At 69.7% G+C, this 13,889-nt stretch carries 14 protein-coding genes; 6 read left to right on the top strand and 8 right to left on the bottom strand.

Annotation, left to right across the window (positions count from 1 at the left end; all coding sequences use genetic code 11):
* Positions 1 to 49 precede the first annotated feature (49 nt).
* Both IEY95_RS30275 and IEY95_RS30270 read left to right on the top strand, forming a co-directional pair.
* Positions 50 to 700 carry a TetR/AcrR family transcriptional regulator gene (locus tag IEY95_RS30275; protein ID WP_189189326.1) on the top strand — a complete coding sequence of 217 codons (651 nt, stop codon included), beginning with the start codon at positions 50 to 52 and terminating at the stop codon, positions 698 to 700.
* 493 nt (positions 701 to 1,193) lie between these two features.
* Positions 1,194 to 2,660: a sensor histidine kinase gene (locus IEY95_RS30270; RefSeq protein WP_189189424.1), complete on the top strand. Its 1,467-nt coding sequence runs from the start codon at positions 1,194 to 1,196 to the stop codon at positions 2,658 to 2,660.
* Between the two features lie 203 nt (positions 2,661 to 2,863).
* Here the strand turns inward: IEY95_RS30270 and IEY95_RS30265 are convergent, their stop codons facing one another.
* Positions 2,864 to 3,121, bottom strand: coding sequence for a WhiB family transcriptional regulator (locus IEY95_RS30265; RefSeq protein WP_016639615.1), 258 nt, complete (start codon positions 3,119 to 3,121; stop codon positions 2,864 to 2,866).
* Positions 3,122 to 3,440: 319 nt separating this feature from the next.
* Complete coding sequence (locus IEY95_RS30260; RefSeq protein WP_189189325.1) at positions 3,441 to 4,409, bottom strand: diacylglycerol/lipid kinase family protein; 969 nt, start codon at positions 4,407 to 4,409, stop codon at positions 3,441 to 3,443.
* A gap of 158 nt (positions 4,410 to 4,567) precedes the next feature.
* Here IEY95_RS30260 and IEY95_RS30255 point away from each other — a divergent pair, with 158 nt between their 5' ends.
* Positions 4,568 to 5,020 (top strand): hypothetical protein, encoded by a 453-nt coding sequence (locus IEY95_RS30255; RefSeq protein WP_189189324.1) that lies wholly within the window; start codon positions 4,568 to 4,570, stop codon positions 5,018 to 5,020.
* Positions 5,021 to 5,042: 22 nt separating this feature from the next.
* Here the strand turns inward: IEY95_RS30255 and IEY95_RS30250 are convergent, their stop codons facing one another.
* From IEY95_RS30250 to IEY95_RS30240, 3 genes are all read right to left on the bottom strand, one after another.
* Positions 5,043 to 6,179, bottom strand: coding sequence for an RNA polymerase sigma factor SigF (locus tag IEY95_RS30250; protein WP_189189323.1), 1,137 nt, complete (start codon positions 6,177 to 6,179; stop codon positions 5,043 to 5,045).
* Positions 6,176 to 6,589 (bottom strand): ATP-binding protein, encoded by a 414-nt coding sequence (locus IEY95_RS30245; protein ID WP_054228129.1) that lies wholly within the window; start codon positions 6,587 to 6,589, stop codon positions 6,176 to 6,178. The genes IEY95_RS30250 and IEY95_RS30245 overlap by 4 nt, the downstream gene beginning before the upstream one ends.
* A gap of 308 nt (positions 6,590 to 6,897) precedes the next feature.
* Positions 6,898 to 7,158, bottom strand: a complete 261-nt coding sequence (locus tag IEY95_RS30240) for a UBP-type zinc finger domain-containing protein (protein WP_189189322.1) — start codon at positions 7,156 to 7,158, stop codon at positions 6,898 to 6,900.
* A gap of 61 nt (positions 7,159 to 7,219) precedes the next feature.
* Here IEY95_RS30240 and IEY95_RS30235 point away from each other — a divergent pair, with 61 nt between their 5' ends.
* Positions 7,220 to 8,815, top strand: coding sequence for a Na+/H+ antiporter (locus IEY95_RS30235; RefSeq protein ID WP_189189321.1), 1,596 nt, complete (start codon positions 7,220 to 7,222; stop codon positions 8,813 to 8,815).
* Here the strand turns inward: IEY95_RS30235 and IEY95_RS30230 are convergent.
* From IEY95_RS30230 to IEY95_RS30220, 3 genes are all read right to left on the bottom strand, one after another.
* Positions 8,797 to 9,774, bottom strand: a complete 978-nt coding sequence (locus tag IEY95_RS30230; RefSeq protein WP_189189320.1) for a 1-aminocyclopropane-1-carboxylate deaminase/D-cysteine desulfhydrase — start codon at positions 9,772 to 9,774, stop codon at positions 8,797 to 8,799. The genes IEY95_RS30235 and IEY95_RS30230 overlap by 19 nt on opposite strands.
* A 41-nt stretch (positions 9,775 to 9,815) precedes the next feature.
* A complete protein-coding gene (locus IEY95_RS30225) occupies positions 9,816 to 10,409 on the bottom strand; it encodes an N-acetylmuramoyl-L-alanine amidase (protein WP_189189319.1) in 594 nt (197 codons plus the stop codon).
* 136 nt (positions 10,410 to 10,545) lie between these two features.
* Positions 10,546 to 10,779, bottom strand: a complete 234-nt coding sequence (locus tag IEY95_RS30220; RefSeq protein WP_189189318.1) for a hypothetical protein — start codon at positions 10,777 to 10,779, stop codon at positions 10,546 to 10,548.
* 224 nt (positions 10,780 to 11,003) lie between these two features.
* Between IEY95_RS30220 and IEY95_RS30215 the strand changes: the two genes are divergently transcribed.
* The gene (locus tag IEY95_RS30215) at positions 11,004 to 12,410 is read left to right on the top strand and encodes a family 2B encapsulin nanocompartment shell protein (RefSeq protein ID WP_189189317.1); all 1,407 of its coding nucleotides are present in this window, start codon (positions 11,004 to 11,006) and stop codon (positions 12,408 to 12,410) included.
* 154 nt (positions 12,411 to 12,564) lie between these two features.
* The gene (locus tag IEY95_RS30210; RefSeq protein ID WP_189189316.1) at positions 12,565 to 13,674 is read left to right on the top strand and encodes a family 2 encapsulin nanocompartment cargo protein polyprenyl transferase; all 1,110 of its coding nucleotides are present in this window, start codon (positions 12,565 to 12,567) and stop codon (positions 13,672 to 13,674) included.
* Positions 13,675 to 13,889 lie beyond the last annotated feature (215 nt).

The raw sequence follows: 13,889 nt of genomic DNA, 5'->3' as shown, positions 1-13,889 counted from the left end.
TACAACAGCCCACCGACATTTCTCTAGCACCCGCTATAAAATCCACCTCATGGTGAGCAGGCAGCAGACCGAGGCGGGCGCGGCCCGGCACGAGGCCGCGACGGCCGTGACCAAGCAGCGTGGCCGCCCCCGTTCCTTCGACCGTGAGACCGCGCTGGAGAGGGCGATCCTCGCGTTCTGGGAGCACGGGTACGAGGCGACCTCCGTCTCCGACCTCACGCGCGTCATGGGCATCGGTGCCCCGAGTCTCTACGCGGCGTTCGGCGACAAGCGGTCGCTCTTCGACGAGGTCGTGCGCGAGTACGGCACGAGGTATGGCTCGTTCGGCGAACGCGCGCTGGCCGAGGAGCCCACGGCCCGTGGCGCGGTCGAGCGGATGCTGCGCGAGGCCGCTGTCGAGTACACCGCCCCGGGCCGTCCGCACGGCTGCCTGGTCATCCACGCGGCCACCAACTGCACCTCACCGGAGGTGGAGGAGTCGCTGCGCGAGCGGCGCAACGCCAACATCGCCGCGTTCGAGAGTCGTATAAAGGCGGGGATCGCCGAGGGTGAGCTGCCCGCCGACACGAACGCGGCGGCCCTCGCCCGGCACACCGGGGCGATGATCCAAGGCATGAGCCAGCAAGCCCGCGACGGCGCCGCCAGGGAGGAGCTGGAGGCCCTCGCCGAACTCGCCATGGCGCTCTGGCCCCGGCCATGAGCCGCGGCAGTCGCCGTCATGAGCCGCGGCAGTCGCCGTCATGAACCAATCCGGGCCGACTCATCCGCCAATCCGGCCCGTTCATGAACCGAAGCGGGTTAGTCTGCGTGATGGATGCCTTTGGATGTTGGATAAGCAGACAACAACTAACATCCGCCGACGCATGGACAGAAGGCACATGGACGCAGGACCATGGTCTAGTCCACAATGCTTTGGCAACTGAAAGCATTGAAGGCAAGTGAACAAGCCTCCGTCTTCCCCGCACAGGAAGGCGGACCGAGGAACCGGCGCTCTCTGCCCTGACTGCTCCGGCTCCTCTCTTCGGCCGACCGGGACCGCACACCCCGCGGCCGTTGTTGCTCCGGGCTGCGGTGCCGGGAGGGTTGAGGGTCCCTCCCAGGCGCCGCGGCCCGCGGGTGTTTCCGGAGCCGGTGCCGACGACTGATTTCGGGGCCTGTCGTATCCGCCGGGTACGCTCGCAGATGTGCCCTCCATGAACGACCTCGTACGCCAGCACACCGCCCTCGGTGACTCCGATCTCGAGTGGCTGCATCTGCTGGTCTCGGAGTGGCAGCTGCTCTCCGACCTCTCCTTCGCCGACCTCGTCCTGTGGGTCCCCACGCGCGACGGCACCCGCTATGTCTCCGTCGCCCAGATGCGGCCCAACACCGGCCCCACCTCGTACCAGGACGACATGGTCGGCCACCTCGTCCCGCGCGGCCGTCGCCCCATGCTGGACGCGGCGCTCGACGAGGGCCGGATCGTACGCGAGGGCGACCCGGAGTGGCGCGAGGAGGTTCCGGTCCGCGTCGAGTCCATTCCCGTACGGCGTGAGGGGCGCGTCCTCGGTGTCATCGCCAGGAACACCAACCTCCTCACCGTGCGCACCCCGAGCCGGCTGGAGCTGACGTACCTCCAGAGCGCCTCCGACCTCGCCCAGATGATCGCGGCGGGCACCTTCCCGTTCCCCGACCAGCAGGTCGACATGGATGCCTCGCCGCGGGTGGGCGACGGACTGATCCGGCTCGACGCGGACGGCATCGTCCAGTACGCCTCGCCGAACGCGCTGTCGGCTTACCACCGCCTCGGCCTGGCCGCGGACCTGGTGGGCCACAACCTCGGTGTGACCACCGCCGAACTCGCCCCGTCCCGCGGTCCGGTGGACGAGGCACTGTCCAAGGTCGCCAGCGGCTGGGCGCCCCGCGAGTTCGAGATCGAGAGCGGCGAGGGCGTGATCCAGCTGCGTGCGATCCCACTCAAGCCCAAGGGCACGCGTGTCGGCTCACTCGTGCTCCTGCGTGACGTCACCGAACTGCGGCGCCGTGAGCGCGAGTTGATCACCAAGGACGCGACCATCCGGGAGATTCATCACCGGGTGAAGAACAACCTCCAGACGGTGGCGGCACTTCTGCGGCTGCAGGCCCGGCGCATCGACTCGGACACGGGCCGGGAGGCCCTGGAGGAAGCCGTACGCCGGGTCGGTTCGATCGCGATCGTGCACGAGACGCTCTCCCAGAACCTGGACGAGCGCGTGGAGTTCGACGAGATCGCCGACCGGGTGCTCGCCATGGTCGCCGAGATCTCGCCCGGCAAGGTCACCGGCCGGCGTACCGGCCGCTTCGGCATCCTGGACGCCGAGGTCGCGACCCCCCTCTCCATGGTCCTCACCGAAATTCTCCAGAACGCCCTGGAGCACGGCTTCCGCGAGGGCGACCGGGGCACCGTCGAGGTCGCGGCCGTACGCGGCGGCACCACCAAGGAGGCCCGTCTGCTGGTCACCGTCCAGGACGACGGAGTCGGTCTGCCCGAGGGCTTCGACCCGCACCGCTCGGGCAACCTCGGCCTGCAGATCGTACGGACGCTGGTGGAGGGCGAGTTGGGCGGCACCTTCGACATGGTGGCCGCCCCGGAGTGCGGTACGCAGGTGATCCTGGACATCCCGGTGCGGGCCCAGAAGTGACCGAGCCGGTCGCACGGGTGACCGATACGCAGGAGAGCAATCCCTGCAGCCGCAAACAGCAATAAGCCCCGGACCACTGAGTGGTCCGGGGCTCACGCTCACGTTGCTATGCGCATCGGGGGTACTGCGCGCTGCGGCTCGGGGGCGGGAGATGCGTACTCGCTGTACGCGCCGCCAAGCTCAGGCTCGTGCGGGGTGGGGTGTCAGGCGGAAGCCTGACGGGCCCGGTTGCGGGCGGCGCGGCGCTTCATGGCGCGGCGCTCGTCCTCGCTGAGGCCACCCCAGACGCCGGAGTCCTGGCCGGACTCGAGCGCCCACTGCAGGCACTGCTCCATGACGGGGCAGCGGCGGCAGACGGCCTTGGCTTCCTCGATCTGCAGCAGCGCAGGACCGGTGTTGCCGATGGGGAAGAAGAGCTCGGGGTCTTCCTCGCGGCAAACGGCGTTGTGACGCCAGTCCATGGCTGCTACCTCTCCTTGGTATTACATGCAGGTTGCTTGTGAATGTGAACGCTTTCACGAATCCCTCAACAAGTGAAGGGCCGACTACCAGACGGACTGGCGTGGTCCTGTGATTTGAGGAGGGGTTCTGGCTCTCTGTGGTGGCCGATGTTGCGGGCCGTCCCGAGCGCCACGTAGAGACTCGCAAACCTCAGCGGCGGATACAACCCCTTCAGGAAAGTTTTTTTTGATTCCTCGGTGTCGACTAGGTCACAGCCGTACTTCCATGGGGTGGATCCTGGTCTAAACGTTCGAGTGAAAGGACTTTGGGCCCTTCCACTCACACAATCACACGCAGTGCACGGCGTACGCCTGTGAACGTCACGCTGGTTCGCAGTCCGAGGTGGTCGCCGTCCATCTGAAGGGGCAGCGGGACCTTCGAATGCAAGGTGAAGTCTGTCAAGTCGTGCAGGGATGCGGCGTGCTTGCCATGGGGTCCGCGCTCGGGGGACGAAGTGAGCAACTGCGTGGCATACCGGGCGACAGCGGTCGTCGACATGCGGCTGAGACCGAGTACGTCGAGCCCGGTATCGAACGAGGCCTTAGGGGCGGCGTACACCGGACGATTGCCGAGAAACGTCCACGGCGAGGTATTGCAGATTATGGACAGGACCAGATCGGTGACCGGGTCCGCGCCGGGGCGCTCCAGTGTGATCGTTCCGTGTCTGCGGTGGGGTTCGTCCAAAAACGTGCGCACCGCTTGGCGCAGATATAGCGCATGCGTGGAGCGCTTGCCGCGCTCGCGCTGCTGCTCGACCCGGCCGATCACGCCCGCGTCGAAGCCGAGTCCCGCGCAGAACGTGAACCAGCGGGAGGGCACGGCCTCGTCCGCCGTGCCGGGTGTGCCCGCGGCCAGACCCAGGCCGATCGTGCGCTCGCGCTCCTCACGCAGCGCGTCCAGCAGGGCGCCGGTTGCCTCCACGGCGTCGTTGGGCAGGCCCAGGGCGCGGGCGAAGACATTGGTGGAGCCGCCGGGGACCACGGCGAGGCGCGGCAGGCGCTCCGGATCGGGGCCTTGGTGGAGCAGGCCGTTCACGACCTCGTTGACCGTGCCGTCGCCGCCGAGGGCCACGACCAGGTCGATGTCCTTGCTCTCCGCGGCCTGCCGGCCGAGGTCCCGGGCGTGCCCGCGATACTCGGTGGTGACCGCCTCCAGCTTCATCTCGCTGGCCAGCGCGTGGATCAAGACGTCACGCGTGCGCGCACTTGTGGTGGTTGCTGCCGGATTGACCACGAGAAGTGCACGCATGCGATGCAGCGTACCTACTGGGTGGTACTCATCCCAGACCGAGGTAGGGATCAGGTAAGAGATGGGAACGTGAGTCTGCCCACCCGGTGACCTGAGTCTGTACACCCGGTGCGACCCGGTGCGGTCGGCGGCCCAGGGCCGACGGCTACTCTTCAGGGGTGAGCCCTGAGCAGAACCCCACCCCCGACGCCCCCACCGCAGAACCCCGCCCCGGGCGGCTGACCGCCGCGGCGGCGCTGGCCGCGCTGGAGGGGCTCGCCCTCGTAGCGGGCGGCGTCTACATGCTCGTCCTCGGTCTCACGGGCGACCCGGACGATCGGCAGCAGGCCGTCACCGGCGGCGTCACGCTGATCGTGCTCGCCCTGCTGCCCCTGCTGGCCGCGCGCGGACTGCTGCTGCGCCGCGGCTGGAGCCGGGGCCCGGCCGTCATCACCCAGATCATGGCGCTGCCCGTGGCCTACAACCTGCTGCAGGCCGACAGCGTCGCGATCCCCGGCGGCATCGCCCTGGCGGTCGTCGCGATCGTGGCTCTGGTGCTGCTGGTGAACCCGGCCACGACGCGGGCCCTCGGAATCCGAGGGCCCGGCAGTGACGCACAGGACCAGAGGTAACCGGTCCCACCAGCGGCTGATCTCACTCCTCCACGAGGAGCTTCTCCCGCAGCTGCGCCAGCGTGCGGGCCAGCAGCCGTGACACGTGCATCTGGGAGATGCCGACCTCCTGCGCGATCTGCGACTGCGTCATGTTGCCGAAGAAGCGCAGCAGCAGGATGCGCTTCTCGCGCGGAGGGAGGTCTTCGAGCAGCGGTTTCAACGATTCCCGGTACTCGACGCCCTCCAGGGCCTCGTCCTCGGCGCCCAGGGTGTCCGCGACGGCCGGGGACTCGTCGTCCGTGTCGGGGACGTCCAGGGACAGCGTGGAGTACGCGTTGGCGGACTCCAGGCCCTCCAGCACCTCCTCCTCCGAGATGGCCAGCTTCTCGGCCAGCTCGTGGACCGTGGGGGAGCGGCCGTGCAGCTGCGAGAGCTCGGCGGTCGCCGTGGTGAGCGCGAGCCGCAGCTCCTGCAGTCGGCGCGGCACCCGCACCGCCCAGCCCTTGTCGCGGAAGTGCCGCTTGATCTCGCCGACGACGGTGGGCGTCGCGTATGTCGAGAACTCGACGCCGCGCTCCGGGTCGAAGCGGTCGACCGACTTGATCAGGCCGATGGTGGCGACCTGGGTGAGGTCGTCCAGCGGCTCCCCGCGGTTGCGGAAGCGGCGGGCCAGGTGCTCGACGAGGGGCAGATGCATGCGGACCAGCTGGTTGCGCAGCTCGGCGTACTCGGCGCTGCCCTCTTTCAGCTTGCGCAGCTCGATGAACATCGCCCGTGCCCCGCTGCGGTCCTGGGGGTCGTGCTGGATGTGCTGGGCGCTCGGCCCGTGCTGCGCGCCCTGCACGCTCTGCGCTCCCAGCTCGTCGTCTCGCTCGTGCTCGCTCATAGTCCCGCCCGTCACCAGCCGTCGCCCCTCCGAGGACGTGCTCCGCGCGGCACCCTCCGGATCCCGTTGCCCGTCGTCCCGGCCGGAGAGTCTCTCCCGTTCGTGCTCGTCGATCGGCGCTTCGGATACGGCCGGGGAGGCGCCGTCCTCCGGGTGCGGTCGGGCCTGCTCGGGGATGCCGTCGACGCCTTCCGCCGTGCGCCGCGGCCCGTCGAGGCCGTCGACACGCTCAGCGGGAAGCTCCCGTGTGCCGCGCTCTTCGTCCTGCACCGGCCCGTCCCCGTTCCTCACGCCGGCCCGGGTCCCGCGCCGCGCTGTTTGTAGAGGCTGATCGAAACGGTCTTGTCCTCGGCGACGGTCGAGTCGACCTTGCCGGCGAGGGCCGAGAGGACGGTCCATGCGAAGGTGTCCCGGGAGGGGGCGTGACCGTCCGTGGTCGGGGCCGAGACCGTGACCTCCAGAGAGTCGTCGATGAGCCGGAACACACAGCTGAGCACCGAGCCGGGGACGGCCTGCTGCAGCAGGATCGCGCAGGCCTCGTCGACCGCGATGCGCAGGTCCTCGATCTCGTCGAGGGTGAAGTCCAAACGGGCTGCGAGCCCGGCCGTGGCCGTGCGCAGCACCGACAGGTAGGCACCCGCGGCCGGCAGCCGGACTTCCACGAAGTCCTTCGTCGCGGGCTCGCCTGCGATCTGGGACACCCTCACCTCCATGGTGGTACAAGCTCATTCGAGCTCTCTCGGGGCCGAGGGTCGCCCCCCGGGGTAACGCGCTAGGTGGTTCAGCGGTGACGCTACCGCGCTCCCAAGTTTCCTGTCCTGGGGACCCCGCTCCCTTGCTGTCACTCATAGTAAGCCTACGAGTACGGACAGTGGCTAGGGGTCTGCGGGCCCAAATAGGAAGAGCGCGCGCCGGGTTGACGTACCCAGGCGTCAGACCGTCGAACCGTCCGGATCGAGGGTCACGCACCTACGTGATCCGCGGGTCCTTTCAGTATGCCGTCCGCGCGTCATACGAGGACGTGGTCGGTGAAGCACCAACGCCAGTTCTCCCCGGGCTCGAAAGTGCGCATGATCGGATGTCCGGTGTCCTTGAAGTGCTCCGTCGCGTGGCGCAGCGGTGAGGAGTCGCAGCAGGCGAGGTGCCCGCACTCCATACACAGGCGAAGCTGCACCGGATGCGTGCCGGCGGCCAGACACTCCACACAGGTCTCGCTCAGGGGTTCGGGTTCGGGGTGCGGCAGCGCGTCGGTGTGCGTGCACTGTTTCATGATTGCCAGGTTACGTCGGGTGTGCGGGAAGCCGCGCGAAAACGAGGGCGGGCGGAAGACGATGCACGTTTTGCCACTGCTGTTGCTGGTCGCGGGTAGTGCGGCGGTCGCCGGAGCGGCCCGCCGCACCCCGGTCCCCGCGCCGCTGCTGCTCGTCGCGGCGGGCCTGATCGTCTCGTACATCCCCGGGGTGCCCAACTACGAACTCGACCCCGAGATTGTGCTCCCGCTGGTGCTGCCCCCGCTGTTGTACACGTCGGCCACCGACAGCTCGTACCTGGATCTGCGGGCGCAGCTGCGGCCGGTGGCGCTGCTGTCGGTCGGGTACGTGCTCTTCGCGACCTTCGTCGTCGGTTGGGCCGCGTATCTGATCGTGCCCGACCTGCCGCTGCCCGCGGCGCTGGTCCTGGGGGCGGTCGTGGCACCGCCGGACGCCGTCGCGGCGACGGCGGTGGCGCGCCGGGTGGGGCTGCCCTCGCGGATCACCACCATCCTGCAGGGCGAGTCCCTGGTGAACGACGCGACCGCGATCACCGCCTACAAGGTGGCGCTCGCCGCCGCGGTCGGTGAGGGCGCGACCTGGGCGGGCGGCGTCGGCGAGTTCCTGATCGCCGCGGTCGGCGGCGTGCTGGTCGGGCTTGTCCTGATGATCCCCATCCACTGGCTGCGCACCCACATGAAGGAGGCGCTTCTCCAGAACACCCTCTCCTTGCTGATCCCCTTCGTCGCGTACGGGATCGCCGAGCAGCTGAACGCCTCCGGGGTGCTCGCCGTCGTCGTCGTCGCGCTCTACCTCGGGCACCGTGCCTGGGAGGTGGACTTCGCGACCCGGCTCCAGGAGGAGGCGGTCTGGAAGATGGTCGCGTTCATCCTGGAGTCCGCGGTGTTCGCACTGATCGGACTGCAGCTGCCGGTCGTCCTCAAGGGGCTCGGGCAGTACGAGGGCGCAACCGCCGCCTGGTACGCGGTGGCCCTCTTCCTCGTCGTGGTCGCGGCCCGGTTCGTGTGGGTGTATCCGGCGACGTTCCTGCCGCGCCTGTTGTCGGCGCGCATCCGGGAGCGCGAGGACAACCCCAGCTGGAAGGGGCCGTTCATCATCGGCTGGGCCGGAATGCGAGGTGTGGTCTCGCTCGCCATCGCCTTCTCCATCCCGCTCACCGTGCACGGCGGCGAGGCCTTCCCCGGGCGCAATCTGATCCTCTTCCTGACCTTCACGACGGTCATCGGGACCCTGGTCGTGCAGGGGCTGACGCTGCCCCCGCTGATCCGGTTCCTGAAGCTGCCGGGGCGTGACCCGCAGGCCGAGACGCTCGCCGAGGCCAATGCCCAGGCGCAGGCGTCCCGGGTCGCCGAACAGCGCCTCGACGACCTCCTCACCGACGAGCGCAACGCCCTGCCCCCGCCGCTCGCCGACCGTCTGCGCAGTGTCCTGGAGCGGCGCCGCAACGCCGTGTGGGAGCGCCTCGGCGCGGTCAACCCGGTGACCGGCGAGACCGCCGACGACACCTACCGGCGGCTGTCCCGCGAGATGATCGGTGCCGAGCGCGAGGTCTTCGTCAAGCTCCGGGACCACCGCTACATCGACGACGAGATGCTGCGGACCCTGCTGCGCCGCCTGGACCTGGAGGAGGCGGCGGCCTATCGGGAGGCGGCGTGAGGCCCCAGCCCCGAATCCGGGAAGGGCGCTCCGGTGATCACCGCCGCGACGGTCGTTCCGCGCGGGAAGGCGCCCTCCTCCGCCAGGGCGACGAGTCCGTACAGCATCTTGGCGACATAGAGACGTTCGACGGCCAGGCCGTGGCGGTGCTCGAAGTCCTCGGCGAAGGCGTCGAGTTCGGGGGTGGTGCGGGCGTAGCCGCCGAAGTGGAAGCGATCGTCGAGGGACCAGGTGCCGCGGCGGGCGCCGAAGGCGGCGTGCTGGAGGGCCCCTATGTCGGCGCTGAGGAAGCCGCCCTTGAGGACCGGGAAGCCGAGGGCGCGCTGGTCGGGGCCGAGTCCGGCGGCCAGGCCCGCGAGGGTGCCGCCGGTGCCGCAGGCGAGGGCGGCCACCTCGGCGTGGCCGCGCAGCTCCGCGCCGAGCGCCTGACAGCCGCATACGGCCAGGGAGTTGCTGCCGCCCTCGGGCACGACGTACGCGTCCTCGGCGCCCACCGTGCGCAGGATGCCGGCCAGGGTCTCCAGCTCCGCTTTGCGACGGTATGTCGATCTGTCGATGAAATGCAGCCGCATGCCGTCGGCCGCGCACCGGGCGAGCGAGGGGTTGAGGGGGCGCTCGGCCAGCTCCTGGCCGCGGATCACGCCCACGGTGGGCAGGCCCAGGAGACGGCCTGCGGCGGCCGTGGCGCGCAGATGGTTCGAGTACGCACCGCCAAAGGTGACCACCGTGCGGCCCGCCGCCGCCTTCAGGTTCGGGATCAGCTTCCGCCACTTGTTGCCGATCAGCTCCGGGTGGATCAGATCGTCCCGTTTGAGTAGCAGCCGGACGCCATGGCGGGCGAAGCGCTCGTCCGCGGCCTCCCGCAGCGGCGACGGAAGTCGCGGCCGCAAGGCGGTCGGGCCGAGCGCTTCGGGAGCGTCGGGGACGTCAGGGCTGGTCACCCCGCCATTGTCGGACATCTGTCCGGGGGTGGGGCAGCCACCCGCGCCCGCTCGTCACTTCAAGACTTCAAGCGGTCGCGGATGCGCTCCCGCATCGAGGCCATGGTGAATCCTCTCGGGTCCACCTTTCCCGGCTGCCATTCGAGGTGGCCGATGACCGAGCGTTCCGTCCAGCCGTGGTGGCGGCAGATCGCGGCGGAGACCTTCTCGATGGTCTCCAGCTGGGCCTCGGGCCAGGGGTCCATTCCGTCGCCGAGGTTCTCGCACTCGAAGCCGTAGAAGTGGCGGTTGCCGTCGGTGTTCGCCTCGTTGTCGTGCGGAAGCGCCTTCTCCGCGATCACCGCACGCAGGACGTCGTCGTCGCCCAGGCCCGCGTGGTTGGCCCTCCCGTAGCCGACGAGGTGGAGGACGCCGTCCTTGGTGATGACGCCGTGGCACAGCGGCCCGGGCAGCTCCGGATGGCCCTCGCGGCAGATTTCGACGGTGCGCTCGCTGCCGGAGGTCACCGTGTGGTGAATCATCACGCCGTACACCGGACCCCACGGGCCCTTGTGGTTGCGGTTGTGATGCTCCCAGTCGCCGACCTCGACGACGGTGACGCCTGCCTCCCTGAGCCGGTCCAGGAAACTGCCCGCGGACATGGGTGGGGCCATGGCCGCCTCCTTCGCGCTGCACGCCGGCCACCTGTCGCGGCCGTCTCGTACCGCAGCTTGTACCCATGATCGGGTGGCCGGGCCTACTCGTTCGCACAGCGTGCGAGCCGATCCGGTCAGGAGCGGAGTGGGCCGGTCAGGAGCGCAGGAACGCGTCCCCGTGCGCCGCTATGTGGCTCTCCAGGGCCTGCAGGGCCTGTTGTGTCGCCTCGGGGGAGCCGCTGCCGCGCCGCTCCGCGTAGTACGCCGCGCCCAGTTTCTTGAGGAGGTCGCCGCCGGCGCGCTGCGCCTGCACGTCGTCGAGCTTCTGCTTGCCCTGTGTGAGGCCGCGCTGCGCCTGTTCTTTCGCACGGTCCAGGAAGCCTGCCACTGCCGTCTCCTGTCGTTGTCCGTCAAAGGGGCAAACGGTGTCCGTTCAGGTGTCCGTTCAAAGGGGCAAACGGTTGGCCGGATCTTGGAGTTCCCTGGACAGAATTCCGTTGGGTGCCCAGTCCGGGATGATCCATTCCCGCTCATTCGTGTAATAGCACCGGCACGCTCCGTGATGGAAGTCTTGTTCCCGCAGATCAGTGCACGACCGGGAGGGCAATTTTCATGTCGGTAGGCGAAGAGGTCCGCGCGGAGCAGGGCAGGCCGCAGCAGAGTCTCGGCACATCCGCCGCGCGGAACCTGGCCACCACCACCAAGTCCGCACCCCAGATGCAGGAGATCAGCTCACGTTGGCTGCTGCGCATGCTGCCGTGGGTGAATGTGCAGGGTGGCACGTACCGCGTGAACCGGCGGCTCAGCTACTCCGTGGGCGACGGCCGGGTGACGTTCGTGAAGACCGGTGACCGCGTCCAGGTCATCCCCGCGGAGCTCGGCGAGCTGTCCGTACTGCGGTCGTACGAGGATCAGGAGGTGCTCGGCGAGCTCGCCCAGCGCTGCCGGCAGCGGGAGTTCGTGCCAGGGGAAGTGCTCGCCTCGTTCGGCAGCCAGGCCGACGAGGTGTTCCTGCTCGCGCACGGCAGGGTCGAGAAAATCGGCACCGGCCCCTACGGGGACGACGCGGTGCTCGGTGTCCTCGCCGACGGCGCGTACTTCGGGGAGCAGGCGCTCATCGACCCGGACGCCATCTGGGAGTACACGGCCCGTGCCGTCACCGCGGTCACCGTGCTCACGCTGCCCCGCCAGGATCTCGAACAGGTCGCGGAGCGCGCCGAGTCCCTGCGCACCCACCTCCGGGAGCTGCGCGCGATTCCGGCGCAGCGCACCAACAAGTACGGCGAGAAGGAGATCGACCTCGCGGCCGGCCATACCGGAGAGCCGGACATCCCCGGCACCTTCGTCGACTACGAGGCCGCGCCGCGCGAGTACGAACTGAGCATCGCCCAGACCGTGCTGCGCCTGCACACGCGCGTGGCCGACCTCTACAACCAGCCCATGAACCAGACCGAGCAGCAGCTGAGGCTTACCGTTGAGGCGTTGAAGGAGCGCCAGGAGCACGAGCTCATCAACAACCGGGATTTCGGACTGCTCAACAACTGCGAGTACGACCAGCGACTGCAACCGCACGACGGCGTCCCCGGCCCCGACGACCTCGACGAACTGCTCAGCCGCAGGCGCGGCACCAAGCTGTTCCTCGCCCACCCGCGCGCGATCTCCGCGTTCGGCCGCGAGTGCAACAAGCGCGGACTCGTCCCCGAAAGCGTCGAGATCGCGGGCAACCGCATCCCGACCTGGCGCGGGGTGCCGCTCTTCCCGTGCAACAAGATCCCGGTCAGCGACACCCGTACGACCTCGATCATCGCCATGCGTACCGGCGAGGCCGAGCAGGGCGTGATCGGGCTCCAGCAGGCGGGCATCCCGGACGAGATCGAGCCGAGCCTGTCGGTGCGCTTCATGGGCATCAACGAGCAGGCGATCATCTCCTACCTGGTGACGGCGTACTACTCGGCCGCGGTGCTCGTGCCGGACGCCCTCGGCATCCTGGAGAACGTCGAGATCGGTCGCTGGCGGTGACCTTCCGCGAGCCGGCGGTCGCCGTGTGCCCGCCTTCCGGGGCGGGTACATCGAGGGGGTACGCGCCCAGCGGCCGCGGAAGTACCACTGTCCGCAGGCTCTCCGGGGCGATTCCATGGGTGAGTTGGTCAGGGGTGAGTGCACAGGTGGCTTCATGACGGAGACGACGCGGAGCCCGACCGAGATCCTGCACAGGCGGAGCCCCATCGGGAGGCTCATGGACAGGAAGGGTCCACCGAGCCCGCACGAGGGGCAGGAAGCGGCGGGCATCCTGGAGCGCGCCCGGGAGTCGGTCGACCCCGAGCTGCGCAGGGCCGTCGAATCCCTGCCCGGCTCGATGCGCCGGATCGCGCTCTACCACTTCGGTTGGGAGCACGCGGACGGCACTCCGGCGGCGGGCAACGCGGGCAAGGCGATCCGGCCCGCGCTCGTACTGACCGCGGTCCGGGCGCTCGGCGGACAGCACACGACGGCCGTGCGGGCAGCCGCCGCCGTGGAGTTGATCCACAACTTCACCCTGCTGCACGACGACGTCATGGACCGGGACACCACCCGCAGGCACCGCCCCACCGCCTGGACCGTGTTCGGTGACACCGACGCGATCCTCGCCGGGGACGCCCTGCAGGCGCTGGCCCAGCGGCTGCTCGCCGAGGACCCGCACCCGGCGTCCTCGGCGGCCGCGGCTCGGCTCGCGTCCTGCGTGGTCGAGCTGTGCGCGGGACAGCACGCGGACACGGCCATGGAGAAGCGCGGCCCCGACGAGGTCACTCTCGACGAGTGCCTCGCCATGGCCGAGGCGAAGACGGGAGCGCTGCTCGGCTGCGCCTGTGCCCTCGGGGCGCTGTACGCGGGGGCGGACGAGGAGGACGTCGACGCGTTGGACGCGTTCGGCCGGGAGGCCGGGCTGGCGTTCCAGCTGATCGACGACGTGATCGGGATCTGGGGGGACCCGAGCCGCACCGGCAAGCCGGCCGGGGCGGATCTCATCGCCCGCAAGAAGTCGCTGCCCGTGGTCGCCGCGCTCGCTTCGGGCACGCCGGCAGCCGGCGAACTGGCCGAGCTGTACGGAGCGCCCTACGAAGAAGGGGAGTTGGAGCGTACGGTCCTCGCGGTCGAGCGGGCGGGTGGCCGCGACTGGGCGCAGGGCCAGGCGGTCGACCGGATGTCCCGGGCGATGCAGGAGCTGTCCCGGGCGGTGCCCGATCCGGAGGCGGCGGGCGGGCTCCTCGCGCTGGCGGAGTTCGTGACCCGGCGCACCGACTGACCGGGGTGGCGCGCCGGTCGAAGACCCCGGAGCCGCCGGTTCCGTACGGCACCTGACCTCCGTACGGCGCCGGGCTCCGGCCGGGCGGGTCCCGCACATCCCCACGGTGTGCGGGGCTCGTTCTTTCGCCCCCTCCGCCCCTGCCCTTCCCGTATCTGGGGGCTGCCGCCCCCAGACCCCCCGCTTCGGCCTCGACGGCCTCGTCCTCGAACGCC

It is taken from the genome of Streptomyces albiflavescens, assembly GCF_014645835.1.
In the GTDB taxonomy this organism is placed as follows: Bacteria; Actinomycetota; Actinomycetes; order Streptomycetales; family Streptomycetaceae; genus Streptomyces; species Streptomyces albiflavescens.
Note: the sequence above shows the minus strand (reverse complement) of the source record. Positions and strands in the feature narration are given on the sequence as shown.

What these genes read in the sequence shown, in the direction of transcription:
- IEY95_RS30215 (WP_189189317.1), top strand. Translation starts at nt 11,004, where the DNA reads ATGTCGGTAGGCGAAGAGGTCCGCGCGGAGCAGGGCAGGCCGCAGCAG.
- IEY95_RS30240 (WP_189189322.1), bottom strand. Translation starts at nt 7,158, where the DNA reads ATGAAACAGTGCACGCACACCGACGCGCTGCCGCACCCCGAACCCGAA.
- IEY95_RS30275 (WP_189189326.1), top strand. Translation starts at nt 50, where the DNA reads ATGGTGAGCAGGCAGCAGACCGAGGCGGGCGCGGCCCGGCACGAGGCC.
- IEY95_RS30210 (WP_189189316.1), top strand. Translation starts at nt 12,565, where the DNA reads ATGACGGAGACGACGCGGAGCCCGACCGAGATCCTGCACAGGCGGAGC.
- IEY95_RS30265 (WP_016639615.1), bottom strand. Translation starts at nt 3,121, where the DNA reads ATGGACTGGCGTCACAACGCCGTTTGCCGCGAGGAAGACCCCGAGCTC.
- IEY95_RS30260 (WP_189189325.1), bottom strand. Translation starts at nt 4,409, where the DNA reads ATGCGTGCACTTCTCGTGGTCAATCCGGCAGCAACCACCACAAGTGCG.
- IEY95_RS30235 (WP_189189321.1), top strand. Translation starts at nt 7,220, where the DNA reads ATGCACGTTTTGCCACTGCTGTTGCTGGTCGCGGGTAGTGCGGCGGTC.
- IEY95_RS30230 (WP_189189320.1), bottom strand. Translation starts at nt 9,774, where the DNA reads ATGTCCGACAATGGCGGGGTGACCAGCCCTGACGTCCCCGACGCTCCC.
- IEY95_RS30270 (WP_189189424.1), top strand. Translation starts at nt 1,194, where the DNA reads ATGAACGACCTCGTACGCCAGCACACCGCCCTCGGTGACTCCGATCTC.
- IEY95_RS30225 (WP_189189319.1), bottom strand. Translation starts at nt 10,409, where the DNA reads ATGGCCCCACCCATGTCCGCGGGCAGTTTCCTGGACCGGCTCAGGGAG.